This window comes from Algoriphagus aestuariicola (assembly GCF_017254835.1).
Classification (GTDB): Bacteria; Bacteroidota; Bacteroidia; order Cytophagales; family Cyclobacteriaceae; genus Algoriphagus; species Algoriphagus aestuariicola.
The window spans coordinates 40,854-66,857 of record NZ_JAFKCW010000001.1; the positions used below are offsets into that span (position 1 = coordinate 40,854).

Sequence of the window (26,004 nt, forward strand, 5' to 3'; positions counted from 1 at the left end):
AATTTGCCGAAGTCTTATGAAAACGATCGCAAATAAATACTGGTGGTGGCATTCTATTTCTTTCCAAGGGAAAGCTCAGAAAGCCGTTGCCTAAATTTTGCGCAACAACATATGTAAAAGGCTTACTGGATTTCCCGGTAAGCCTTTTTTCATGCTAAATAAAAATCCCCGAATGAGCCAAGTGAAATTTCCGATCCTGACCACCTATCGCAAAAGACTTGCCGATACCATCACTCCGGTAAGCATTTACTTGCAGATAAGAGACCGTTTTGCCAATCCGATCCTACTGGAGAGTTCTGACTATCATGGTCAGGAAAACAGCTATTCATTCATCTGTTTCAATCCACTGGCTACTTTTAGTTTCAATGCCGGGACCGTTCGGGAGAGCCTTCCTGCAGGGGAGGTCCTAGAGTATCAGGTCTCCGCCAAAAAGCGGCTGATGGATTGTTTGAGGTCTTTCGGTAATAAATTTGATCCTACTCCGGACAAATTCAAATTTAGCACCAACGGGCTTTTTGGCTATATCCAGTATGATACACTCGCTTACTTTGAGGATATCAAACTTGGCAATACTAAGCCCAACGAAACCCCGATGATGCAGTACTCCATGTATCAAAACATCATCGTGGTCGACCACTACAAAAATGAGCTGCATCTCTTCGAACACCGGGTGGCTGGGGCTGAAAATCCCGAGTACATGGATGAGATTGAAACCTTGCTCAACAACAAGAACATTCCCACCTATTCATTCAAGAAAGTTGGAGAGGAAGTTTCAAATTATACCGATGAGCAGTTTCTGAAAATTCTGAACCAAGGAAGAGAACATTGCTTTCGCGGGGATGTTTTCCAGATCGTGCTTTCGAGAAGGTTCACCACCGAATTCAAAGGGGACGAGTTCAACGTCTACAGAGCGCTGCGTTCGGTGAATCCCTCGCCTTATCTTTTCTATTTCGACTATGGTTCGTTCAAGGTATTCGGCAGCTCGCCGGAGGCTCAGATCGTGGTGCACAATCGGAAGGCGACAATTTATCCGATTGCTGGAACCTTTCGCCGGACAGGAAATGATGCCGAAGATGCGGAGTTGGCGAGAAAGCTCTACGACGATCCCAAGGAAAACTCAGAACATGTCATGTTGGTGGATTTGGCCCGAAATGACCTTTCCCGTTCTTCCGACGTGGTGAACGTGGACGTATTCAAGGAGATACAGTACTACTCCCACGTGATTCATTTGGTATCCAAAGTGACCGGACAACTGCCGGAGGCAGCCAATCCTCTACAATTGGTGGCGGATACTTTCCCAGCTGGAACGCTGACTGGGGCACCGAAGTACCGAGCGATGGAGCTCATCGACGATTTGGAAAACGTCAGTCGGCAGTTTTACGGAGGGGCAATCGGCTATCTTGGATTTAATGGAGATTTCAACCATGCTATCCTGATCCGCTCTTTTGTTTCCGAAAACAACCACCTAAGATTCCAGGCTGGAGCGGGAGTCGTTGCCAAATCATCCATCCCTTCAGAGCTGCAGGAAGTGGCGAATAAACTGGAGGCCTTAAGAGTCGCATTGCGTGCGGCGGAAAAGATTTAAACCTATCGAAGCATGAAAATATTGGTATTAGACAACTATGACTCCTTCACCTACAATCTAGTGTATATAGTTAGGCAGTTAGGCTACGGAGCGATGATGGATGTCTATAGAAATGACAAAATCAGCCTCGAGGAGGTTGAGAAATATGATAAAATCCTTCTGTCCCCAGGTCCTGGGGTGCCTTCCGAGGCTGGGATTATGCCAAAATTGATCGCTAGATATGCGGCGGAGAAGTCAATTCTCGGGGTGTGCCTTGGACATCAGGCCATAGGGGAGGCTTTCGGCGGGAGTCTGACCAATCTCTCTGAGGTTTTGCACGGGGTGGCATCGAAGGTTTCTGTTCAGGAGGACTTGCTTTTTAAGCAAATCCCCGATACATTTAGTATTGGAAGATATCACTCTTGGGTTATAGAAGAATCCACCCTTTCTCCTGACCTAGAGGTGATTGCCCGTACACCTGACCAGCAAATCATGGCGGTAAGGCACAAAAAGTTCAACGTAAGGGGGGTCCAGTTTCACCCCGAAAGTATCCTCACAGAAAACGGCGCCAAAATCATGCAAAACTGGCTGGAGTCCTGATCCATGCCCCAATCCCTGACCCCCCACCCACCCACAAGAAATGAAAGACATCCTCAACCAATTGATCGAACACAAGACACTGTCCAAATGCCAAGCGAGGGAAGTGTTGAAAAACCTGGCAACGGGCGCCTATAACCATAGCCAGATCGCCGCCTTCATGACCGTTTACTTGATGCGCTCCATCACCGTGGAGGAGCTGAGCGGATTTCGGGAGGCGATGCTGGAACTGTGTATTCCCGTGGAAATCGAAGAATACGACGCAATGGATCTTTGCGGTACTGGGGGTGACGGCAAAGACACCTTCAATATCTCGACCTTGGCCTCCTTTATCGTGGCGGGTGCAGGGCAAAATGTCGCCAAGCACGGCAATACGGGAGTCTCCTCCATATGTGGCTCTTCAAATCTGCTTTCCTACTTTGGTTACGAGTTTACCAATGATATCAGTGAGATCCGACGTTCTTTGGACGAAGCCGGACTTTGTTTTCTCCATGCTCCACTTTTCCATCCTGCGATGAAAAACGTCGCGCCGATCAGAAAGGAGTTGGGAGTGAAAACCTTCTTTAATATGCTAGGTCCCATGGTAAATCCCAGTTTTCCCAAAAAACAGCTCGTGGGGGTGTTCAGTCTGGAGTTGGCGAGATTGTACGCTTACCTCTACCAGGAGATGGAGGGGAGATTTTCGATACTCCATGCGCTTGATGGATACGATGAGATTTCCCTCACGGGACCTTTTAAAATGATCTCAAACCAAGGAGAAAAGCTACTCCAACCGGAGAATCTGGGGTTGCAGAAAATTTCCGCTGATAGCATAGCCGGAGGCTCAACCGTTCAGGAATCGGCCAAGATTTTTGAAAGCGTATTGAGAGGAAAAGGTAGCGAAAGCCAGAATGCCGTGGTGACGGCCAATGCGGCTGCTGCTTTGGTCACGGCCAAAGAAGACCTGTCCTTCGTAGATGCGGTAGCCTTGGCGGAGGAAGTCCTGCTCAGTGGTAGGGCTCTCCGCGTATTTGACGGATTGGTCAATCCCAAGACGTCTGTTTCATTAGCCTAACAAGTACCCATGAATATTTTAGACAAAATCATCGCTTCCAAGTATAAGGAAGTGGAAGAGCGAAAAAGTTTGGTGCCGGTCAAGCTGCTGGAGAGCAGCGTTTTTTTCGACGGCCCGGTGGTGTCGATGAAGAAGTATGTGACCCATCCCGACAAATCGGGCATCATTGCTGAATTCAAGCGCAAGTCGCCTTCCAAGGGAGTGATCAACAGCTCGGCTTCTGTCGAGAAGGTCAGCATTGGCTATATGCAGGCAGGTGCTTCTGCTTTGTCCATTTTGACCGACAAAGAATACTTCGGTGGAAGCAACGAGGATTTGAAGCTCGCTCGGAAATACAATTTCTGCCCAATTATCCGCAAGGACTTCATAGTGGATGAATACCAGATTTTGGAAGCTAAATCCATCGGCGCGGACTGCATCTTGCTTATCGCTGCTGCCTTGGAACCTGCCAAGTTGAAATCCCTAGCCTTTATTGCAAAGAGTCTCGGAATGGAGATCCTCATGGAAGTGCATGATGGTGAGGAGCTGGAAAGAAGCCTCTGCCCCGATTTGGATCTGGTTGGGGTGAACAACCGAAATCTTAAGACTTTCGAGGTATCCGTGGACACGTCTTTCGCACTGGCCGATCAGATTCCTGGAGAGTTTGTAATGGTCTCCGAAAGTGGGATTTCTGACCCGAGGACGATGGTTGAGCTGAAAAAGGCCGGATTTGACGGCTTTTTGATCGGGGAAAACTTCATGAAATCCAGCCGTCCCGAGCAGGCAGCCTATAACTTTATCAAGGAATTCAAGAAGCTCTCGGCCCAAGCCTCCGAGTTGAGTAAGGCCTGATGGAAATCAAAGTCTGTGGCATGCGGGACTGGGAGAATGCCCTGGAACTGATCCGGGAAATCCAGCCAGATTGGATGGGATTGATCTTCTATCCCAAGTCACCACGTTTTGTCCCAGATGAAGCCGCAGGACAGCTGGCTCAACTGGAAGTAAGAAAAGTCGGTGTCTTTGTAAACGAAGAGTTGGACGAGATACTTCGAAAGGTCGGTTTGTTTAGGCTGTCTGCCATTCAGCTTCATGGGAAGGAAGCAGTGGAAACGGTCCGGGAATTGAAAAAGAAGACCGATGCAGAGATTTGGAAAGTGATTTCTGTCAAGAGCGAAATCGACTGGGAAGCCTTTAGAGAGTATTTGCCTTTGGTGGACAAGTTTCTCTTTGACACGGCAACCGTGGAGCACGGTGGATCCGGTAGGAAATTTGACTGGAAGGCGCTGGAAGGCTATCCTTTTGACAAAGGTTTTCTTCTCAGTGGCGGATTGGACGCGGAGAGTACGGATGAGCTTTTGGCTTTGGCTGAAAGGATTCCACAGTTCCAAGGCGTGGATCTGAACTCCAAGTTTGAAGACGAGCCGGGGCTGAAGAATATCAAGATCTTGAAAATTTTTAAAGAAAAATTAGACCATAGCTGAGAGAAGCTGGTCCATTGGACTATCAGCTATCAACCGTACGATATATGATTAAAGTTGATGAAAAGGGTTTTTATGGCAAGTTTGGAGGGGCCTATATCCCCGAGATGCTGTATCCCAACGTGGAGGAATTGAGGGAGAATTATGAGGCAATTATGGCTTCACCAGATTTTCAGGCAGAGTTTCGAGGCTTGTTGAAAGACTACGTCGGTCGACCGACTCCACTCTATTTTGCGTCAAGGCTTTCTGAGAGATACGAAGCCAAAGTCTATCTGAAGCGCGAAGATCTCTGCCATACTGGCGCACACAAGGTAAACAATACTATTGGGCAAATCCTCTTGGCTAGAAAGCTTGGTAAGAAGCGCATCATTGCCGAAACCGGCGCGGGTCAGCATGGAGTAGCAACAGCAACTGTCTGCGCCCTGATGGGAATGGAATGTACTGTGTACATGGGCGAAATTGACATCGCACGTCAGCGACCGAATGTGGAGCGAATGAAGATCCTAGGAGCGACGGTCGTTCCGGCTGTCTCCGGCTCCAAGACCCTCAAAGACGCCACCAACGAAGCCATGCGGGCTTGGATCAACAATCCCGTGGACACGCACTATATCATCGGTTCGGTGGTTGGCCCACATCCTTATCCAGAAATGGTCGCCAGATTTCAGTCAGTGATTTCTGAGGAAATCAAGTGGCAACTGAAGGAAAAGGAGGGTAGCGAAAATCCAGACATCGTGATAGCCTGTGTCGGCGGTGGGTCAAATGCGGCCGGGGCTTTCTATCACTACTACAATACTCCAGAAGTGCGCCTAGTCGCTGCTGAAGCTGCGGGCTTGGGCGTGAGTTCGGGGAAATCTGCTGCCACGACCGCTTTGGGCACGCCTGGTATTTTGCACGGTTCCAAAACTATTTTGATGCAGACGGAGGACGGACAGGTCGTCGAGCCGCATTCAATCTCAGCTGGCCTCGACTATCCGGGTATTGGTCCTGTCCATGCCCATCTTTTTGATGTGGGAAGAGGTGAATTTGTCGCCGTGGAGGATAAGGATGCGATGGCGGCCGGGATCGAGCTGAGCAAACTCGAAGGCATTATCCCAGCCATTGAGTCTGCCCATGCGCTGTATGCCCTCAATATGATCGAGTATGGCAAAGACGATGTGATTGTGATCAACCTATCCGGCCGAGGAGACAAAGATCTGGAGACCTATATCAAGTGGGGAGGATATTAATCTGGGATGTCGGGTGTAGGATGTAACAAACATTCCGCTTTGGTCATCGGACATCAAGCCATTAACAACTGAAAAATGAATCGAATACATTACCTATTCAATACCAAAAAGGAAAGGGTACTTTCCATCTACTTCACCGCTGGATTTCCAAATTTGGAAGACACTGTCCCAGTCATGGAGGCTATTCAGGACGGGGGAGCGGATGTCATCGAAATCGGTGTTCCCTATTCCGATCCGGTGGCTGATGGTCCAACAATCCAAGACAGCAACAAGATCGCCTTGGACAATGGTATGTCCATGAAGTTGCTCTTTGAGCAGTTGAAGGGCTTCCGAGCAAAAGTCCACCTTCCTGTGGTGCTCATGGGGTATCTAAACCCAATCATCCAGTTTGGGATGGAGGCCTTTTGCCAAAAGTGCAAGGAGGTCGGCGTGGACGGTTTGATCGTGCCTGATCTGCCCATGCAGCAGTATCTGGAAGATTATAAGGCCATGTTTGACCAATTCGGATTGGTGAACACTTTTCTGATCTCTCCCCAGACCTCTGAAAAGCGCATCTGGGAAATCGACGAAAATACCAACGGTTTTATCTATATGGTTTCTTCGCACGCGATCACAGGAGCCAAAGCGGACATCAGTCCCGAGCAGGTGGCCTATTTCGAACGAGTGGCCGCGATGGGTTTGAAAAATCCCCGCTTGATAGGCTTTGGAATTTCGGATGCCAAGACTTTTGGACAAGCTTCACAATATAGCAATGGGGCCATCATCGGCTCCGCCTTTATCAAGAAAATCAAAGATTCAAAAGACCTGAGTGGGGACATTCGGGAATATATCCAAAGCGTAATTAAGCCATGATTATTCAGCTGCAAGCCGATATCACAGATTCCCAAAAGGGAAAACTCCTGGCCAAGGTCAACGAGATCGGATACAAGACCACCGAGGTCAAAACCCAGCTAGGGGACTACATTATCGGTATCGGGAAAAATGAGTTTGATATCCGTAAAGTCGGACAGATGGACGGGATCAAGGATATTCACATCGTTTCCGATGAGTACAAGCTCGTGTCCAAAAAGTGGAAGGCCAAGCCCACCTCTGTGGATCTCGGCGACGGGGTCTTCATCAAGGACGGGGAAATGGCCATCATCACTGGTCCATGCTCCATTGAGTCCGAGGAGCAGATCCGAAAAGTGGTGGCCCACTGCGTGGAAAACGGGATCACGATGATGCGGGGCGGCGTGTTCAAGCCAAGAACTTCTCCCTACGCATTTCGCGGAATGGGGATCGAAGGGCTGCAGCTTTGGCATTCCATTGCGGCCCCGGCCGGAATTAAGATTGTTACCGAGGTGATGCAGCCCTCCCAGATCGAGGCGATGTATCCCTATGTGGATATCTACCAGGTAGGTGCGAGAAACTCCCAAAACTTCAACCTGCTGGACGAATTGGGCAAAGTCGACAAGGCAGTGATGATTAAGCGTGGCATATCCGGGACCATAGAAGAACTCTTGCAGTCCGCCGAGTATGTCTTTGCCGGAGGCAATGAAAAACTCATCCTCTGCGAGCGCGGCATCAGAACTTATGAGCGCGCTTCGAGAAATACGCTGGATCTGAATGCAATCCCCATCCTGAAAGCCAAATCCCATCTTCCGGTAATCGTAGACCCTTCCCATGGGATAGGTATTCGTGCTTATGTGCCGCAGATGGCTTTGGCCGGCGTCATGGCCGGTGCAGACGGCATTATCTATGAATCCCATGAAGTGCCCGAAAAGGCCTATTCCGACGGGCAGCAGACGTTGGATTTTGCACAGAGTGCAAGGCTAGCAGCTTGGATCAGAGAGATTTTCGCGAAGAGAAAAACTTTTGACTTGATCTGAAAATAGTTGGTGCAAAGTAGAAACATCCTTAACTTCAAAGCATGAATCCGACACCAAGAACCTACGTGCATCATTCTTACCATCATCAAAGATGAAGGGATAGGATTGCTATGGTTTTTTGGTAAAAAAATAGACAGGCCTATTCCTTCTCGGAGTAGGCCTTTTTGTTTTCGTGCTTGGCTCGCAATGAAGGCCAGTCGAATTTGTTATGAGCTTGATGAGATATAAACCCAAATAAAATGCAGATGGAAACGAAACCGAAAAACTGGGTCTTTGAAGACCTGCGACTCCAAAAGCTGAGGCAGGAGTACGATCAGTATACCGAGGAAGACTTTAAGGTCTGGAAGATTCTCTTCGAACGCCAGATGCCCAATCTTCCCAAAGCGGCGTCCAAGGCCTACTTGGATGGCGTGAAGGCAGTGAAGTTTTCGGCTGACCGAATCGCCAACTTTGAAGAGCTAAACGCTATTCTGAAAGAAAGCACGGGTTGGGCGGTACAGGTTGTGCCTGGGCTGATTGATGACGACTTGTTTTTCGGTTTGTTGAATAATAGGCGTTTTCCCTCATCCACTTGGCTGCGGAAGATGGAGCAATTGGACTACCTAGAGGAGCCTGACATGTTTCACGATGCCTTTGCACACATGCCTCTGCTGACCAATCAGCCTTACGTGGATTTCTTGGAAAGCCTTTCGGGAATCGCCCTAAAGCATATCGAAAACCCTTGGGCGATCCAGCTGCTGAGCCGGATCTATTGGTTCACCATCGAGTTTGGGCTGATCCGAGAAGATGGGGAGTTGAAGATTTATGGTGCCGGTATCCTAAGTTCGGCTGGAGAGACTAAATTCAGCCTTTCGAACGAACCCGCGCATCTTCCTTACGATGTGCGGAGGATATTGAATCAGGAATACTGGAAAGATCGCTTTCAGGACAAATACTTTGTGATCGAAAGCTACGAGCAGCTTTACGAGTCGCTTCCAGAGATTGAGGAAGTACTGGAGGAAATATTGAACAAGAAATAGAAGTCCGATGAACGATGTCGGATGAATGCATCGGACATCGGTCATTCGACATTTGACGAAAAATGAAAACAGCGGTAATCAAATACAATTCGGGCAATGTGCAGTCGGTGCTTTACGCGCTGGAACGCTTGGGCGCCGAGGCTATTTTGACAGATGATCCGGACGAAATCCGCGGGGCCGATCGTGTGATCTTCCCCGGCCAGGGTGAAGCCAGCACAGCGATGAACTACCTGAAAGCACGTAAACTCGACCAGTTGATTCGGGAGATCAAGCAGCCCTTTTTGGGCGTTTGTCTGGGTTTGCAGTTGCTTTGCGAGCATTCGGAGGAAAACAACACCGGATGCCTCGGGATTTTTCCCGTCAAGGTGAAGCGCTTTATCCCCGAAAACTCCCAGGAGTTTAAGGTGCCACACGTGGGTTGGAATGAGCTGGAGAATTTGGCGGATAACCCGCTTCTCAGAGATTTGCCGGACTCCCGATTTGTCTATTATGTACACAGCTACTATGCCGAGCTCAGCGAGGCAACCATAGCCAGCACTCATTATATCCACGACTTCACTGCTGTCCTCCACCGGGATAACTACTGGGCAATCCAAGCCCACCCAGAAAAGAGTAGCACGGTAGGGGAGAAGCTGCTGGAGAATTTCTTGAGTATTTAGTGTGAGAGTTTGCCCAAATTAAAGGGCTTCGACTCCGCTCAGCCAGACAAGACAGTGGGCTTCCTTGCCACCGGCGAGCGTGTCAGGTTGAGCGGAGTCCAGACCAAGAAAATGACGTAAAACCTATAAACCCGCAAGTCTTGATATTTGATTCTTGCGACTTGATACTTCACAAATGCAAATCATCCCCGCAATCGACCTCATTGGAGGCAAGTGCGTCCGCCTTAGCCAAGGCGATTACAGCAGCAAAAAAGAATACCACGACGATCCGCTCGAAATGGCCAAACGCTTCGAAGGAGTTGGAATCCAACGTCTGCATTTAGTAGACTTAGATGGTGCCAAAGCCAAGAAGATCATCAACGGATCCGTGCTGGAGCGAATCAGCCAAGGAACGTCTTTGCAGGTCGATTTCGGTGGAGGAATCCAAGCGGATGAGGAAATCGAAAAAGCCTTTGAGCTGGGAGCCAAGCAAGTCACCGGTGGAAGCATCGCGGTGAAAAATCCGGAGCTGTTTAAGTCTTGGATCAAATGTTATGGTTCGGAAAAGATCATACTCGGTGCCGACGCCAAAGACCGGAAGATCGCCGTGGGAGGCTGGGAAGAAACCACTGCGGTAGACCTGATCCCATTCATCCAGTCCTATGTGGAGCTGGGTATTCAATACGTGATCTGCACGGATGTGGCCAAAGACGGCTTGCTGCAAGGCCCTTCAATAGAACTGTATGAGGATATCATTCGGGAAATCCCTGGTCTGAAGTTGATTGCCAGCGGCGGAGTTTCTTCGGTCAAGGATTTGGAAGCCTTGGAGAAAATCGGAGTTTACGGGGCGATCGTCGGCAAGGCTTACTATGAGGGAAGGGTGACGCTGGAGGAGCTAGCGACGTTTTCGTAAGTCAGAATTCTGACATCAGAAAGCTGAAACCTCGTCAATTTTCCAATCTTTCAATTTTAAAATCTTCCAATTCATAAATGCTTACTAAACGAATCATTCCCTGCCTAGACATAAAAGACGGCCGTACCGTCAAGGGAGTCAATTTTGTCGAGCTTCGGGATGCGGGCGACCCAGTGGAGCTCGCCAAGGTCTATTCCGATGAAGGGGCGGACGAGCTCGTCTTTCTGGACATCACGGCCACCGTGGACAAGCGCAAGACGCTGGCGGAACTCGTGACCAAAGTGGCCAAGGCAATCACGATTCCCTTTACCGTTGGTGGAGGGATTTCCACAGTCGAAGACGTGAAGTTTTTGCTCAATGCCGGTGCGGATAAGATTTCGATCAACTCGGCCGCGGTGAATAATCCAGACATAATTGACCAAATGGCTCGGGAGTTTGGCTCACAGTGTATTGTGGTGGCAATCGATACGCGGGATGTGGATGGGCTTGATTTTGTTCATACCCATGGAGGGAGAAAACCGACGCTGCTGAAGACTCAGGCGTGGGCGAAGGAAGTGGCTGACCGTGGAGCTGGGGAAATCTTGCTTACTTCGATGGATCATGACGGAACCAAGGCTGGATTTGCCAATGAGCTGACGGCTGAAATTTCCGCTGCACTTTCCATTCCAGTGATCGCTTCGGGTGGTGCTGGGACGATGGCGCATTTCAAGGATGTGTTTACCTTTGGTCAGGCCGATGCGGCCTTGGCCGCAAGTATTTTTCACTTTAAGGAAATCGGGATTCCGGAGCTGAAAGGCTATTTGGCGAATGAAGGGATTAGTATTAGAAAGTAAGAGATGAACAACAGAACGATAGATTTTGCCAAGATGAACGGCCAAGTGCCGGCAATTGTGCAGGACGCCCAAAGCGGAAAAGTCCTGATGCAAGGTTACATGACGGAAGAGGCTTTGGCAAAAACCAAGGAAACCGGAAAGGTGACCTTTTTTAGCCGGAGTAAAAATCGACTTTGGACAAAAGGTGAGACTTCCGGCAATTTTATGGAACTGGTTTCCATCACGGTGGACTGTGACGGAGATTCTATCCTTGTCAAAGCCAACCCTTGCGGCCCTGTTTGCCATACCGGCGCGGATACTTGCTGGGATGAGACCAATTCTTCCAAGACCGGTTTTATAGACCAGCTTCGATCCATCATCAAAGACCGGAAGAATAATCCTTCCGACAAGTCTTACACTGCTTCTCTTTTTGCCAAAGGCATCAACAAGGTGGCCCAAAAAGTAGGAGAGGAAGCTGTCGAAATTGTCATTGAAGCCAAAGACGACAACAAAGACTTGTTCCTCGGCGAAGCGGCAGACCTACTTTATCATTATTTGGTTCTGCTGGAAGCCAAAGGCTACGAGCTCGACGAAGTGATGGAGGTCTTGATCGCAAGACACAAGAAAAAATAAAATAGGCCCGAACTAGTTTCGGGCTTATTTAGTACGCCGGAAACTCCTGGCCCAATCCTTTAAACGCATCGATCATTTCCCATTTCGGTTTGAAATAAGTGTTAAGCATCCTGCCACTGACTGTTCCGTTTTCTAGATAGCTCAAGGCAGCCGCTAGTCGCAAGTCCCGCTCGTCTCCCCAAGGATATTGAGGTGAGTCTCCCACGGAAAAGTCTGCGGGAAAGCCGTCAAAATATTCGGCCTTTCCGGCGGAATTGGCGATCGCGAAAGTAATCGGGACGAGCTCTACATCGTTGTTTTTAAGCGTAGTGTTGTAGGATGAAAGCGGGAAGGAACCTACGGGCTTGCCATAGGTATTGTCGCCGATCAGAACTACGTCCAAATAGGGAGTCATGCTATTGATCACCAATTCAGAGGCTGAAGCCGAGCCTCGGGAAGTGATGATAATGATTCGATCCAAATCGATGGTGCCTATTTTGTAGAAATTTCTGGACGTGTTCAGCTTGGTCTTCAACGAATTCAACTTGTTGGTGTACATCAGCTTGTTTGAATTCGAACCCTGGATGAGGTAGTTGCAAATCTGTTCTGCCACCGCGACCGAACCGCCTCCATTGTAACGGAGATCGATGATCAGCTCTTGGATACCCTGGTTTTGGAAAAACTCCATGGAAGCGTCCACTTCGGTGCTTTTGGTAGGGCTGACACCGGCCGTGGCCTTGAAGCTTTGATAGACCCAGTATCCCACTTTTTTGCCCCCGAGGTCGAAGATTTTCTTCTCCAAAACTGAATTGGACTGATACTCAGCCTTTACGTTGGTGCGGGTAGTAGAACTGCCGTCCGGAAGCTTGAACATAAAAGTGTTTGAGATTCCGGGGTCTGGGTTTCCCAGTTTAAAGTCGTAGCTACCGGATGCCGTTTTATATTCAGCAATAGCCTTGCCGTTGATCTGTACGATTTCCCAACCTCGCTTCCAGCCGTCTTTTCCGGCAGGAGACTCGTCAAAAACAAATGAAATGTACAGCCTTTCGTCCGCGGCAAAAGCAAAGCCGAATCCGTGTCCTGCATTTCTCCCGACGAAAGAATTGTTGAATGCCTCCTGCGTGGTGAGATAGGAAAACCTATCCAATGGCTTGAACACGATAGCATCGAGCAGCGCTTCGTTGGAGTTGTATTTTGAATAGTCCACCGTCGCGGGAAGCTCCGCATTCCAGAAATACCATTCACTCATAGAGGCAAAGATGGCCTCTTTGACCTCCAATTCCGGATCGACAGGAACAGGATCCTCTTTTGGATCACAGGCGAAAGATCCGAAAAGGACAATACCGATGATCCAATAGGGGATTTTCATTTTTTCTGTTTTTTGGTGGATTGTCCTAAGGCAAGATTTGCCTTAGATGGCGATGTCATACACTTTCACCGTCTTCCACATGTGGGAATATTTCTCGATGAACTCCAAGTGAAGGGGTTCTTTTTGGTAAGCGAGTTGGTCCTCGAGGCTATCGAAAAATGCCGTGCAGCAAACTTGCCAAGAGTGGTCGACCACATCTCTCTTTTCTGTGTCTGCGGGAGTACCGGCGATGAACTTTCCCACAGTCGGGCATCTACCCAGCATGGGTACTGCCTCGGTCAAAAACTCTTGCGTGTTTCCTGCGTCGTGGAGCCAGAAGTAAACCTGGTGAATCATTTTTTGCTTTGCCATATTCTTAGCTATCGTATTAATAGGTAGGGCAGCAGCAGCGGCTGCGAGGCCCAGGGTTTGGATTGCTTTTCTTCTTGAGGTCATGTCATGTGACAATTGGAGGTGGCCAGTGGGATTCACCGGTTTCCAAAAGGCTATTAAAGATAGAAATATAAATCGCTTTTTTGATTTTGGAGTGTACTGGATGCAAATGAAAAAGACCGGGAAGCCGGTCTTTTTTGGTTTAGAGTACTACTCTGTTCGCCATGTTTTTGAAATACTTGTTTTCTTTCGAAATCAGGTAATAGTTGGTGATGGTCTTGTCGTTTCGCTCCATCAAAATGACTACGTCTTCTTCCGCCCGGATGACCTTCAGCTCTTTTGTTTTGCTGGGGATATGGGATGAGGATACATAGATTCCATCTTCTTTTTCCATGATTTTGTCAAACTCAAACATCAAAGGCTTTCGGCTTTTATCGTAAACGGTAGCAATCTCCCGAGTTGGATTCCAGTCGTTTCTGTTGAGCTTATGGGTTTGGTAGTGGTGGTACTTTTGACCGGTGATGATCTGTCTAACTCCCTCTTTGTCCAGTGCCTCGGTAGAATATCCGGTACCGCTAAAAGTGGTTTGGGTCGAGTTTCCGGGCTGGTTTTCTCCTCCGTACTGATTTCCCCGCTGATAGACGTTCCCGACAAAAACCACATTTGCGCCCAGCATGGCGGCTTCCGCTTTCAGCTTGTCCAAGGCTCTGTTTTTGACATTATTGATCGAGGATAGCGTCGTCACACCTGTAGCTTTGCTAAAGAGTTCTCCTTTCGGATTCAAACCGGCGATGTCTTCGGGATTGTAAGTGATGTAGACTAGCTCTGCATCATCCAGTCCCTTGACGGGTTTAAACGGGCTCTCAAAGGTTTCCTCCCTTCCGCTCGCATACTCAATCTTAGTTACCTGATGCTTGCTGACACTATAGACCGTGTTTTCGTTGGGATAGCTGTACTTGATCGTGTTGAATCCAACCTCCTTTACTTGAACCTCCTTCTGCCCTTCAAGAAGGTGCATGACGTCATTCTTGGTTTGTGAAAAAGAGAGTGTTGCAAGTGAAAGCGAGAGGGGTAGAATAAACAAAGCTTTGTGCATAGTGGATAATTTGGATTTAGTTTTATTGACGAAAGATTAGTGATAAGGTTTATATCTCAAACAGTTTCCTATAATAAAAAGCAAAAAAAAATCCCGCGATGAGAGTTGCGGGATTTTTTGGTATTGGAGGACTGTTTGTTAGGCGTCTTTTTTTGCCATTCTGGCTCTTTCGTTTTCGTCCAAGTAGATTTTTCTCATCCGGATGGACTTAGGCGTGATCTCCAGGTATTCATCCTTTTGGATATATTCCATAGACTCTTCCAAAGAGAATTTTTTCGCAGGTACGATTCGCACGTTGTCATCAGAACCGGAAGCACGCATATTGGTCAATTTCTTGCCTTTCTGCACGTTTACGACGATGTCATTGTCACGGGAGTTTTCACCAATTACTTGGCCTGCATAAAGCTCATCTCCTGGATCGATGAAGAAAGTACCTCTATCCTGTAGTTTGTCGATCGCGTAAGCGGTACACTGACCACCTTCCATGGAGATTAATGAACCGTTGATACGGCCAGGAATTGGACCTTTGAATGGTTCGTAGTCTGTGAATCTGTGGTTCATGATCGCTTCCCCTTGGGTTGCAGTCAAAACGTTGTTTCTCAGTCCGATCAGGCCTCTAGATGGAATTTTGAACTCCAAATGCTGTAGATCGCCTTTTGGCTCCATGACCAAAAGTTCACCTTTGCGCTGGGTAGCCAATTCGATTACCTTACCAGCAGTTTCCTGAGGAACGTCTACCACCAAAGTCTCGATTGGTTCGCATTTTACACCGTCGATGTCCTTGAAGATCACCTGAGGCTGGCCTACCTGAAGTTCGTAGCCCTCTCTTCTCATGGTCTCGATCAATACAGACAAGTGAAGGATGCCACGTCCGTAAACGAGGAATTTGTCTTCTGAATCAGTTGATTCTACTCTCAATGCCAGGTTTTTCTCAGTTTCCTTCATCAGACGGTCACGTAGGTGACGGGAAGTCACAAATTTGCCTTCTTTGCCGAAGAAAGGAGAGTTGTTGATGGTAAAGAGCATGTTCATCGTAGGCTCATCAATGGCGATACGTGGAAGAGGCTCTGGGTTTTCGGCGTTGGCTATGGTGTCGCCGATTTCGAAATCATCGATACCGGTAACGGCGCAAATGTCACCTGCAAACGCTTCGGTTACTTTATTTTTACCAAGACCTTCAAACGTGTGAAGTTCTTTTACCTTCATTTTTTTAATGGAACCGTCTGCCTTGCAAAGCGCAATCTGCTGGTTTTCCTGGATTGAACCTCTCTTGATTCGGCCAATTGCAATTCGCCCAACGAAGTTGGAGTAATCCAATGAGGTTATTTGCATTTGCAGCGTTCCTTCTTCGATTTTTGGCGCTGGGATGTAATCTACGATTGCATCCAGCAAAGGAATGATAGAATCGGTGGGGTTTTTCCAATCTGGCCCCATCCAGTTTTGCTTCGCAGAACCGTAAAGCGTATGGAATTCCAACTGCTCTTCAGTTGCGTCCAAGTTGAACATCAGTTCGAACACAGATTCGTGGACTTCGTCAGGACGGCAGTTTTCTTTATCAACTTTGTTTACTACTACAATCGGAGTAAGTCCGAGAGCCAAGGCTTTGCCCAATACAAATCGGGTCTGAGGCATAGGTCCTTCGAACGCATCAACCAATAGGATAACCCCATCAGCCATCTTCAGTACGCGCTCCACTTCACCGCCAAAATCGGCGTGACCAGGAGTGTCGATGATGTTGATTTTGGTGTCTCTGTAGCGCACCGACACGTTTTTGGAAAGAATGGTAATCCCTCTTTCACGTTCGAGATCATTGTTGTCCAGGATCAGATCGTCAAACTGCTGGTTTTCTCTGAAGATTTTGGATGCGTGGATGATCTTGTCCACAAGAGTGGTTTTGCCGTGGTCAACGTGTGCGATGATCGCGATATTCCGAATATTCTGCATGGTTTGCCTAATTGAAGGCGCAAAAGTACGAATAAAATTTTGGAGTAGGGTTATCCATCCGTGAACTTTCCTGCCCAGCTTGATGATCAAGCCCCGTAATCGCTAAAAGCCGGCGATCCATTTGATGCTGAAAGGGTTAGGCAAATGTCTGTTATTGATTTTGACTAATTTTCCTAGTTGACATCGCTGTCTCTATTATGTACCTTGAATGGACTTTTGGCAGTTGTAAAAATTGGGATTATGGCAAACCACCCAAATAAAATGCTTTTTAACAAAGTGACTGGACCAGTCGCTTCCGAAGATATGGCGTTGTGGGAAAGTTTGAAAAGAGGAAATGAACTCGCTTTCTCGTCCCTGTTCAAAAAGTTTGTCAACCCCCTGTATAACTATGGGATGCATTTTTTTCCAGACCAAGACCTAGCTAAGGATTGCATACAGGAGCTTTTTACTTCGATTTGGCAAAAGAAGGACTCGCTTTCTGAAGTGGTATTCGTGAAGGCCTACTTGTTCCGGTCTTATCGTAACCTTTTGTTTGCGAGGATCTCTGAGCGGAAAAAAGACCTGCATCCGGATTTTTGGGATGAGGAGATGCTGGAGCCTGAGAGCTCCAAAGAAGCCGAATGGATAGAGGAGGAAGAGGCGATTCAAACTTCCAGACTCGTGCAACACGCCGTGCGTGAGCTGACCCGCCGCCAGCGGGAGGTAGTGGTGCTGAGGTTTTACAATGGTATGGAGAGTAGGCAGATAGCCGAGGTAATGGGCATTTCGGTGGAGGCGGTGCACAATCTCGTCTCCAAAGCCATTTGTCTCTTGAGGGAGAAGCTTCGCAGCTAGTTTACTCTTCCAAAAATAAAATGATGGAAAAATGGTGAGTTTGAGGTTGGAGTTTGCTCTAGAGTGTACAAAGCCAAATTCAAGTGGACAGATTCTCAGATTCAGAACCCTCCTATCCTCTCCAGAGATTTTTGGAAGATCCCCTTTTTCAGGATTGGGTCTTGCGTCCGGACCAATCACTTGAAGACTACTGGCGCAAATGGATTTCCGAGAATCCCGCGAGCCAGTCCCAAATCAAAGAGGCTAGGAAGATTTTGCATGAAATAAATACCCCTCCTTTTCAGCTGGGTGAAGGGGATATCCAAGGAGTGTGGAAAAAGATCCAGCAAGACATCCATCCCCAATCCCTACTGGTAGTCAAGAAATCTGCGATTAGGCATTTCCGGCCTGCATCGGCTGCAGCTTGTTTTGCTGTTGTAGCTTGCATTGCCCTCTTTTTCTTTCTGGACCAAGGCCCAGGCAAAGTTGTCCATCAAACCGGCAACGGCGAGACACTTGCGATCATCCTACCGGATAGCTCAGAGGTCATGCTGAATGCCAATTCAATTTTAACCTACTCCAAGGACTGGGATGCAATGGAAATCCGGGAGGTTTGGGTTGAAGGAGAGGCGTTTTTTGACGTGCGGCATCTCGAGGGGCACCAGCCTTTCAAAGTCTATCCTGCTTCTGGAGTGGAGGTGGAGGTGTTGGGGACCCGGTTCAACGTCTACCACAGGAAAAATCACACCAAAGTCCTCCTCAGCGAAGGGAATGTGACGATGAACTTCACAGACAGTCCCAAACCCTCCAAGATTCTGATGTCTCCAGGGGATCTGGTGGAGTATGACCGGCAAAAGATCCAGAAAAAGCGAGTGAATCCAGAGCCCTATGTCTCTTGGACTCGGAAGGTTCTCCAATTGGAAAGCACGAGTCTGGCAGAGATGGTCAGGATGGCTGAGGAAAACTACGGCATGACAGTGAAAGTAGGGACAGGCGTAGACCTGGCCCAAAGCGCATCTGGATCGATGCCACTTTCTGACGGAGCCTCCTTCATGCAGCTGACGGCCAGGGTGTTTAATGTCCAGGTAGCCTACCGCGATTCGGTCTACTATATCGAGTAGAAATAGATAGTAAAGCGTACCAGTTAAAACAAAAACCCAATTTATCCTATGAAAAAGCTTTTACTAATTCTCTGTTTGTACGGAGCTGGTGCCCAATGGGCGCTTGCCCAGTACAAGGAAGTACTGGCGTCCTCTGACAAGTTTCAGTCAGAGGAAAGTGTGGTGCCAAGTTTTATGCTTAAGGATGGCCTGACCTTATTGGAAAGGCAATTTGACGTCTCGATCGCCTTTAAAGACGATTTGGTAGCCCAAAAGACCGTCCGGGCGTCCAAGAAGAAATTCAGGACGGTGGAGGAAGGGCTCGATGAACTGTTGAAAAATTCAGGATTGACCTACGAAAAGGCTGGTGACAGTTTTTTTGTGATCTACCCTAAGAAAGGAGAAAAAACAAAGCCAGATGGAAGTGTTATTCCGCCATTGACTGCCTCTCTTGCGGGTTTTTCAGGAGTCCCTACCTACTCAAGTATGACAGTTTCCAGTCGCTCGGACCGGACGCGCGGCTTTGACGTGACAATCACGGGCAAGGTATTCGACGAAAATGGCAATGGGTTTCCAGGAGTCAATATCCTGGTAAAAGGCACCAGTACAGGGGCTGTGACCAACGCAAATGGAGAATATACGATCAGCGTCCCCGACGGAAATGCCGTGTTGGTTTTTTCCTTTGTGGGCTACGTCTCCGAAGAAGTCGCCGTACAGAACCGCTCGGTGGTGGACGTCACAATGCAAGTGGACGAAAGTAATCTCGAAGAGGTGATCGTCACCGCGCTGGGTATAGAAAAATCCGCAAAGAGCCTAGGTTTTGCCACTTCAAAAGTAAAGTCCGATGAGCTGACCATCAACCGGACTCCAAACCTGATGAATGCTCTACAGGGAAAAGTGGCAGGGGTGAACATTTCTTCATTGGGAACTGGTCCGGGCGGTACTTCCAAAATCCGAATCCGAGGCCAATCTTCCATATCCGGTCAAAACAACCCCCTGATAGTTATCAATGGCGTGCCCATTGACAACACCAACTTCGGTACAAATCCAGGAAACAACGCTTCCGACAATTCGATTGGTGTACGGGGTGGAGGAAATACCTCTGATGGGGGAGATGGCCTCTCCAGTATCAACCCGGACGATGTCGAAACCATGACCATCCTCAAAGGCGCCGCCGCCGCTGCCCTCTACGGGTCTAGAGCCAAGGATGGTGTCATCATGATCACGACCAAAACCAAAGGCGATTCCAAGGGGATTGGCGTGACTTATAATCTCAACTACACTAATGAGGCCCCGCTCGACTTCACGGACTACCAGTATGAGTACGGCCAAGGGGAGCAGGGAGTGCGTCCTACTTCGCCCAATCCAACTTCCGGTCAGTGGTCATTCGGGGAAAAATTCCAACCTGGAATGACGCATATCCTGTATGATGGCATTGAAGTGCCCTATGTCCCTCAAAAGGGAATCATTGGCGACTTTTTTCGCAATGGTCAGAATGTGACCAACTCCGTCACCTTGACCTCCACGGGAGACAAGGGCGGACTTAGTCTTTCCTTCGCCAATCTGGACAGCAAAGGCATTGTGCCAAACAATACCTACAACAGAAAGACCTTGAACCTGGGCTTCAGCTACGACCTTACGCCCAAGTTTAGCTTTGGGGGGAATATCAACTACTCCCAGGAGGAAAACGAGAATGCGCCCAATGTCGGCCAGCAGGATAATACCATTCCCGTTGCGCTATACAATATGGCGAATTCCATGCCTTTGGAGATCTTGAAGGAAAATGCCTACAATGAGGTCGGTGACGAAATCGTCTACTCTAGATTCAGAAACCGGACCAACCCGTATTTTACCCTAGACAAGCAGTTTCAGAATATTCGAAGAGATCGGATTTTCGGCAACGTTTATGTCAAATACAAATTGCTTCCTTGGCTTTCCGTCCAAGGCCGTGTAGGTCAAGACTACTGGTCCAGAGACCAAGATTACAATAATTTCCCTACCGGACAAGCTTCTCGACCTCCAGCGCCTGCCGGATTTGTCAACGGTATTTACACCCAAGAGTCAAGAAGGTTTCGGGAAATCAACACGGACTTTCTCATTTCCGCCAACAAAACCTTCGGGGACTTCGGAACCAACATTACTTTTGGTGGCAACCACATGCAGCGCAGATCTGATCTCAACAGCGTGCAGGTCACGGACTTTGTCATCAGAGACCTATACACCGTGCAGAATGGCAGAGCCAAAGATCCAATCTACGATCTAAATGAAAGGGCGGTTAATTCCCTTTATGGATCGGCTGAAGTCTCCTTCAAAGACAGACTATTCTTGAATGGTACTTTAAGAAACGACTGGTTTTCCACCCTTTCCAAAGACAATAGAAGCATCCTTTATCCTTCTGTGTCTGCCAGCTGGGTTTTTACCGAGTCTGTTTCAAGTGGCTTGATCAATTTTGGAAAGCTGCGTGTGGCCTATGCTGAAGTGGGTAGTGATTCAGATGTGGGTGCTTATTCCAACGTCTTGTTTTATAATGTAAACGCCAACCTACTCAATGGTCAGCCCGTGGGTGGGCCACTGGGGGGAACTCTCCCGAATCCCAACCTGCGTCCCATGCGTATCGGGGAGACTGAAGTGGGCTTTGAGCTCAATATGCTCAACAGCCGAGTCAACCTGGATGTCGCCGCTTATCGCAAGATCACCACCGACCAAATCGTGAGCGCCCAGATTTCCGACGCTTCCGGATATTTGAACACTTCCATCAATAGTGGCCAAAGCAGCAACAAAGGCATCGAAGCACTTTTGACGCTGGTGCCAATTGAAAACGATGAATTTGTCTGGGAATCGACCTTCAACGTCGCCTACAATATCACGGAGGTATTGAGCCTACTGACGGACACTCCCGGTGAGCGAATCACGGTAGGTACGCACGTGTTCAACGGCGAGCTTCGACAGATCGTGGGAATGGAAATGGCGCAAATCGCGGGATTTGGCTACAAGCGCGACGAGCAGGGCCGAAGGATCTTCGCTGCAAATGGTCTTCCCATCCGCACACCTGACCTTGTCAACTTTGGCAGTGCGCTTCCAAAATGGATAGGTGGATGGAACAACTCCTTCAACTACAAAGGCATCGCGCTATCGTTCTTGATTGACTTCAAACTTGGAGGGAAGATGCTTTCCGGTACCAACTTCAACGCTACCCGCCACGGACTCCACAAGATGACGCTTGAAGGCCGAGAAGGCGGGGTAGTAGGCGACGGGGTAAATGAAGCCGGCGAAACCAATACCGCAGTGGCTCCAGTACAGTCCTATTGGGAAGTAGTGCGCTCGCAGGCGCTTGTCGAGCCGGTCATCTATGACGCTGGCTATTGGAAGCTTCGTCAGATCACCTTAAGCTACGATTTTACGAAGCACCTGCCTGCAGACCAGCCGTTTCGGGCTGTGAAGCTTTCACTGGTGGCCAACAATGTGCTCATGATCAAAAAATGGGTTGACAACATCGATCCCGAGTCGTTTGGCTACTCTTCAGACAATCTAGTCGGGATGGAATCTACCGGTTTGCCCACTACCAGGGGCCTTGGATTCAACCTGAATGTGAAATTCTAACGCTATCTATCATGAAATCGAGCATTACCGATGACTTAGCCAGGGATGGAAAAAATCGATGCGAGATTCCATGTGGCCTAAAAAAATCAAATAATAAACACATGAAAAAGACCTATATCTACCTGGCTTTCTTGACGCTTTGCGTTTTGGCCAGTTCCTGTGACGAGGGCTTTGACGAGCTCAATACCAACAAGGTGAGGGCGACGACCCTCGACCCCATCATCCAGCTGAATGCCGCATCGCTTGGTCTGGCTTATCCTACAGCAACCGTGATATACGAAGTGGGGGTAGTACAGCAGGTGATCTCTCCCAATTCCGGGGTGCTCACTGGAGCAAACTACAACCAGGACAACCGTGCTTCCACGCAGGTCAACTGGCAAAATTATTACCAGAACGTCATCAAGAACACCGGAGACGTTATCGACAGGACCAAAGATGATGCAGCCTATTCAAATGTGTACAATATGGCACGCATCGTCCAGGCTCATGCCTTTATGATTCTGACGGATTCGTACGGAAGCGTTCCTTTTACAGAGGCAGGAAGAGGTTACTCGGATCAGATTTTCTTCCCTTCCTATGACACGCAGGAAAGCATCTATCCCAGAATCATCCAAGAGCTGGAAGAGGCTGGGGCTGCACTGAGCTTAACGGGGAAAATAGAAACGGCTGACATCCTCTTCAAGGGCAATATTCCACAGTGGAAAGCCTACGCAAACTCACTCCTTCTTAGGGCGGGCATGCGTTTAGTGAATGTGGATCCCGCAACTGCCCAACAGGTCGTCACCAAAGCGGCTCCTGGGGTGATTCTTTCGAATGATGGCAATGCATTGATTGCTCATGATGCCAACTATACCAACCCGATCGGCTTCATGCTCAACTCTACGGAGGCATCCAACTTCTTTCTGGCAGAGCCTTTTGTCAACCATCTCAAGACAACGGGAGATCCGCGCCTGCGCGCCATAGCGGTCACATACGTTGGCGCAAAGTCCGGACCGGAACAAACTCCTGAAAACGCCAGTTTCGATCCAGCTATCCAAGTGGGAATGCCAATGGGCAACGACAATGCAGGTGCGGTGAAAGCCGCGGCTGATGCAGGATTGGCCAGCTTTTACGAGTTTAGCCAAGTGGATCGCAGGAGAATAACCAAGCTACAATCTCCCAGCTTCTTGGTGACCGCCTCACAGAATCTCCTTCTGCTTGCCGAGGCTCGAGTCCGGGGATGGATTACTGCAGGAACGGCGGAGGAGTATTATGAAAATGCGGTGGCCGCCCACATGAACCAGATCAGTTCCATTGATCCTGCTTCAACCATTCCCCAGGCAGCCATAGACCAGTATTTGGCCGCCAATCCTTTTGACCCGGCCAGAGCACTGGAGCAGATTAATACTCAATATTGGATTTCCTCGTTCTTGAATGGCCCCGAGGCATTTGCAAATTTTAGGAGAAGTGGCTTTCCTGTTTTGGAAGAAAACCCATTTCCAGGCCGTGAAGTACCATTTATTAACCGCTTGACTTACCCGAATTCGGAAATATCCGTGAACGGGGAGAACGTCGGCGCCGCGATATCCGCACAAGGACCGGACGATTTGGCGACCAAAGTCTGGTGGCATAAATAGAACAAGTGGCCCGGATAAACCGGGCCACATTTTCCTGTTATTAAAATCAGCTTTATGAAAAGAATTTTGCTTATCAGCTTGCATTTGCTGACTTGTTCTCTTTTGTCCTTTGCGCAGCAGATATCCAAGGAGGAACTTATCTATCTCACCCGAGAATGGACAGGAGAACGATTCGAGGATGGGCGGCCTAAGGTGTCGGATGAATTGCTAAAACGCATGCGCTTGGTTACCCACGATGAAGCCTGGGCGGTGATGAAAAATGCCGGATACTTCTATCAATATGCCGATGGCTGGGAAGTAATCAACCCAGATAGCATCCTGATAGGCCGAGCGGTGACTGCGACTTTCCTTCCTGGCAGACCGGACATCCACAATGCGATCGATGAGCGGGGCAAAGCAGCAGGCAAAAAAGGGCAAAACTCCTGGCCTGTCGATCTTTTGGTCAAAGGTGATGTCTACGTAGCCGATCAGTTTGGTATTCATGTGAATGGACCGACGATCGGAGATAATGTAGGGAATGCCATTTTTGCCAAATCCGGCAATGGAATCGTCTACGATGGAGCTGTCAGAGATATCGCCGGTCTTAAGGAGATCGGTGGGTTTACCTCCTATTACACCAGCTATCACCCTTCCCATCACAACCAGCAGGGCAATCTCAATACCATGCTGGTAGGCATCAATCATCCCACTAAAATCCGCCAAGCGACGGTCATGGCTGGAGATGTAGTCCTGGGAAGAGATGGAGGAGTATCTTTTATACCTGCGCATTTGGTTGAAAAAGTAGTAATAACCTCCGAAATCGTTCGCCTTCGGGATATGTTTGGCCACGAGCGCTTGAGAGAAGGGGTATACACTGCTGGCCAGATTGATACCCGTTGGTCCGATGAGATTGAGCGGGATTTTTCCAAATGGCTTAATGATCACATCGACGAGCTCCCAGTTTCCCGTGAGCAAATCCAAGAATTCCTAAAAAACCGAACCTGGTAACCCATAATCCACCTTCTGATGAATCAAAAAATGAAAAACAGACGAGAGTTTTTTCAAAAAAGCATTGGCCTGACCGGAGCAGCCTTTTTGAGCACTTTTGGATCCGGATTGGAGGCAGCGGTGGAGAGAACTCCCCAAGCATCCTCTCCTTCAGATCTCAAGATCACTGACGTGAAGTGCGGTTATGTTCGTGGCGCAGTGTACGTTAAAATCTACACCAATCAGGATGTCTGGGGATGTGGCGAAGCGGTAGATGCGATCCAGGGAACCTACTACATGGTGAAAAGGATGGGTGATCAAATCAAAGGGCAAAGCCCTTTGAACCCGAATCGTCTGGCGGAGCAGCTTCGTAAAGGCGCGTTTTTCGGCGGAGCTCAGTCTGGAGTTTACGTGGCGGTTTTGACGGCGATCGAAACAGCACTTTGGGACTTAACCGGAAAGGTTTTTGGTCTCCCAGTTTACCAGCTTTTGGGAGGGAAGTTCCGCGATAGAATTCGGGTTTACTGCGATACAGCACTTTATTCATCGACTAATCCCACCCCGGATGACTATGCCGCGGCCGCAAAAAATGCCGTGGGCAAAGGCTACAATGCCGTCAAATTTGACGTGGACAACGGCCGCGATCCAAATAAGTACGATCGGTTCAATTGGACTGCCAACCCGATGGAAATCGAGCGAATGTACAACTCCATTGCTGCCGTGAGAGAAGCGGTGGGACCCAATATCGATATCTGCGTGGACATGCACGGTAGATACGATGCGGTCACGGGACTGAAGATGGCCAAAATGTACGAGCCTCTAAATCTGATGTGGCTTGAGGAGCCAGTTCCGGCAGACAACGTCGATGTCTACAAGAAAATTACCCAAGAGACATCTACTCCGATCTGTGCAGGTGAGAATATCTATTTGGCCTATGGATTTACCCGATTGCTTGCCGACAATGCCATCGATATCATCATGCCTGATTTGCAAAAGGCCGGCGGATTGGGTGAGGCTCAGCGAATCGCGAACTTGTCCAACCTTTACTACGTGCCATTTTCTCCTCACATGGTCGCGTCCTTCTTGGGAGCGATGGCATCCTGCCATGTATGCGCTTCCGTTCCCAATTTCCAGATCATGGAGTGGCAGATTTACATGGATACAGATCAGCTTTGGCAGGATATCGTGACCTACGACGGGCCGAGGACAGAAAACAGCTTTATCACGCTTTCCGAGAAGCCCGGCATAGGTGTCGAAATCAATGAGGAAGGGATGAAGAAATACGCACAACCCGGAATTCCTTTTTTTGAATAAATAGTCAATGCTCAATTATCAATAAATCAATAACCAATTGTCAATAACCCAATA

The 26,004-nt window shown here is 48.6% G+C and carries 23 protein-coding genes; 19 read left to right on the forward strand and 4 right to left on the reverse strand.

Annotated elements, in window-relative coordinates; translation table 11 throughout:
* Positions 1-172 precede the first annotated feature (172 nt).
* The 13 genes from J0A67_RS00165 to hisIE all read left to right on the forward strand — a co-directional run bounded on the left by J0A67_RS00165 (position 173) and on the right by hisIE (position 11,781).
* Entirely contained in the window at positions 173-1,585 is a 1,413-nt protein-coding gene (locus tag J0A67_RS00165; RefSeq protein ID WP_206567251.1) for an anthranilate synthase component I family protein, read from the forward strand.
* Positions 1,586-1,597: 12 nt separating this feature from the next.
* Positions 1,598-2,164 (forward strand): anthranilate synthase component II, encoded by a 567-nt coding sequence (locus J0A67_RS00170; RefSeq protein ID WP_206567252.1) that lies wholly within the window; start codon positions 1,598-1,600, stop codon positions 2,162-2,164.
* Between the two features lie 40 nt (positions 2,165-2,204).
* Positions 2,205-3,215, forward strand: coding sequence for an anthranilate phosphoribosyltransferase (gene trpD, locus J0A67_RS00175; RefSeq protein WP_206567253.1), 1,011 nt, complete (start codon positions 2,205-2,207; stop codon positions 3,213-3,215).
* Positions 3,216-3,224: 9 nt separating this feature from the next.
* A complete protein-coding gene (trpC, locus tag J0A67_RS00180) occupies positions 3,225-4,046 on the forward strand; it encodes an indole-3-glycerol phosphate synthase TrpC (RefSeq protein ID WP_206567254.1) in 822 nt (273 codons plus the stop codon).
* A complete protein-coding gene (locus J0A67_RS00185) occupies positions 4,046-4,675 on the forward strand; it encodes a phosphoribosylanthranilate isomerase (RefSeq protein ID WP_206567255.1) in 630 nt (209 codons plus the stop codon). The genes trpC and J0A67_RS00185 overlap by 1 nt, the downstream gene beginning before the upstream one ends.
* A gap of 44 nt (positions 4,676-4,719) precedes the next feature.
* A complete protein-coding gene (trpB, locus tag J0A67_RS00190) occupies positions 4,720-5,898 on the forward strand; it encodes a tryptophan synthase subunit beta (RefSeq protein WP_206567256.1) in 1,179 nt (392 codons plus the stop codon).
* A 75-nt stretch (positions 5,899-5,973) separates the two neighbouring features.
* Positions 5,974-6,750 (forward strand): tryptophan synthase subunit alpha, encoded by a 777-nt coding sequence (gene trpA / locus J0A67_RS00195; protein WP_206567257.1) that lies wholly within the window; start codon positions 5,974-5,976, stop codon positions 6,748-6,750.
* Positions 6,747-7,766, forward strand: coding sequence for a 3-deoxy-7-phosphoheptulonate synthase (gene aroF / locus J0A67_RS00200; RefSeq protein ID WP_206567258.1), 1,020 nt, complete (start codon positions 6,747-6,749; stop codon positions 7,764-7,766). Before trpA ends, aroF begins: the two co-directional genes overlap by 4 nt.
* Before the next feature lie 245 nt (positions 7,767-8,011).
* Positions 8,012-8,785: a phenylalanine 4-monooxygenase gene (locus J0A67_RS00205; protein ID WP_206567259.1), complete on the forward strand. Its 774-nt coding sequence runs from the start codon at positions 8,012-8,014 to the stop codon at positions 8,783-8,785.
* Positions 8,786-8,847: 62 nt separating this feature from the next.
* Positions 8,848-9,444, forward strand: a complete 597-nt coding sequence (hisH, locus tag J0A67_RS00210; RefSeq protein ID WP_206567260.1) for an imidazole glycerol phosphate synthase subunit HisH — start codon at positions 8,848-8,850, stop codon at positions 9,442-9,444.
* 175 nt (positions 9,445-9,619) lie between these two features.
* Positions 9,620-10,336: a 1-(5-phosphoribosyl)-5-[(5-phosphoribosylamino)methylideneamino]imidazole-4-carboxamide isomerase gene (gene hisA, locus J0A67_RS00215; protein ID WP_206567261.1), complete on the forward strand. Its 717-nt coding sequence runs from the start codon at positions 9,620-9,622 to the stop codon at positions 10,334-10,336.
* 77 nt (positions 10,337-10,413) lie between these two features.
* Positions 10,414-11,169: an imidazole glycerol phosphate synthase subunit HisF gene (gene hisF, locus J0A67_RS00220; RefSeq protein ID WP_206567262.1), complete on the forward strand. Its 756-nt coding sequence runs from the start codon at positions 10,414-10,416 to the stop codon at positions 11,167-11,169.
* 3 nt (positions 11,170-11,172) lie between these two features.
* Complete coding sequence (gene hisIE / locus J0A67_RS00225; RefSeq protein ID WP_206567263.1) at positions 11,173-11,781, forward strand: bifunctional phosphoribosyl-AMP cyclohydrolase/phosphoribosyl-ATP diphosphatase HisIE; 609 nt, start codon at positions 11,173-11,175, stop codon at positions 11,779-11,781.
* 28 nt (positions 11,782-11,809) lie between these two features.
* Here the strand turns inward: hisIE and J0A67_RS00230 are convergent, their stop codons facing one another.
* The 4 genes from J0A67_RS00230 to typA all read right to left on the reverse strand — a co-directional run bounded on the left by J0A67_RS00230 (position 11,810) and on the right by typA (position 16,541).
* Positions 11,810-13,129: a S41 family peptidase gene (locus tag J0A67_RS00230; RefSeq protein ID WP_206567264.1), complete on the reverse strand. Its 1,320-nt coding sequence runs from the start codon at positions 13,127-13,129 to the stop codon at positions 11,810-11,812.
* Between the two features lie 42 nt (positions 13,130-13,171).
* Complete coding sequence (locus J0A67_RS00235) at positions 13,172-13,564, reverse strand: Dabb family protein (RefSeq protein WP_206567265.1); 393 nt, start codon at positions 13,562-13,564, stop codon at positions 13,172-13,174.
* A 139-nt stretch (positions 13,565-13,703) separates the two neighbouring features.
* Positions 13,704-14,597 carry a hypothetical protein gene (locus J0A67_RS00240; RefSeq protein ID WP_206567266.1) on the reverse strand — a complete coding sequence of 298 codons (894 nt, stop codon included), beginning with the start codon at positions 14,595-14,597 and terminating at the stop codon, positions 13,704-13,706.
* Positions 14,598-14,735: 138 nt separating this feature from the next.
* Positions 14,736-16,541: a translational GTPase TypA gene (gene typA / locus J0A67_RS00245; RefSeq protein ID WP_206567267.1), complete on the reverse strand. Its 1,806-nt coding sequence runs from the start codon at positions 16,539-16,541 to the stop codon at positions 14,736-14,738.
* Between the two features lie 261 nt (positions 16,542-16,802).
* Here typA and J0A67_RS00250 point away from each other — a divergent pair, with 261 nt between their 5' ends.
* The 6 genes from J0A67_RS00250 (at position 16,803) to J0A67_RS00275 (ending at position 25,950) form a co-directional block, all read left to right on the forward strand.
* A complete protein-coding gene (locus J0A67_RS00250; RefSeq protein WP_206567268.1) occupies positions 16,803-17,375 on the forward strand; it encodes an RNA polymerase sigma factor in 573 nt (190 codons plus the stop codon).
* Positions 17,376-17,458: 83 nt separating this feature from the next.
* Positions 17,459-18,475, forward strand: a complete 1,017-nt coding sequence (locus tag J0A67_RS22990) for a FecR family protein (RefSeq protein WP_206567269.1) — start codon at positions 17,459-17,461, stop codon at positions 18,473-18,475.
* Positions 18,476-18,940: 465 nt separating this feature from the next.
* Positions 18,941-22,054 carry a SusC/RagA family TonB-linked outer membrane protein gene (locus J0A67_RS00260; RefSeq protein WP_438839587.1) on the forward strand — a complete coding sequence of 1,038 codons (3,114 nt, stop codon included), beginning with the start codon at positions 18,941-18,943 and terminating at the stop codon, positions 22,052-22,054.
* Between the two features lie 101 nt (positions 22,055-22,155).
* On the forward strand, positions 22,156-23,670 hold the full coding sequence (locus J0A67_RS00265; RefSeq protein ID WP_206567270.1) for a SusD/RagB family nutrient-binding outer membrane lipoprotein: 1,515 nt from the start codon (positions 22,156-22,158) through the stop codon (positions 23,668-23,670).
* 54 nt (positions 23,671-23,724) lie between these two features.
* Complete coding sequence (locus J0A67_RS00270; protein ID WP_206567271.1) at positions 23,725-24,657, forward strand: RraA family protein; 933 nt, start codon at positions 23,725-23,727, stop codon at positions 24,655-24,657.
* A 30-nt stretch (positions 24,658-24,687) separates the two neighbouring features.
* Positions 24,688-25,950 carry a mandelate racemase/muconate lactonizing enzyme family protein gene (locus J0A67_RS00275; protein WP_206567272.1) on the forward strand — a complete coding sequence of 421 codons (1,263 nt, stop codon included), beginning with the start codon at positions 24,688-24,690 and terminating at the stop codon, positions 25,948-25,950.
* Positions 25,951-26,004 lie beyond the last annotated feature (54 nt).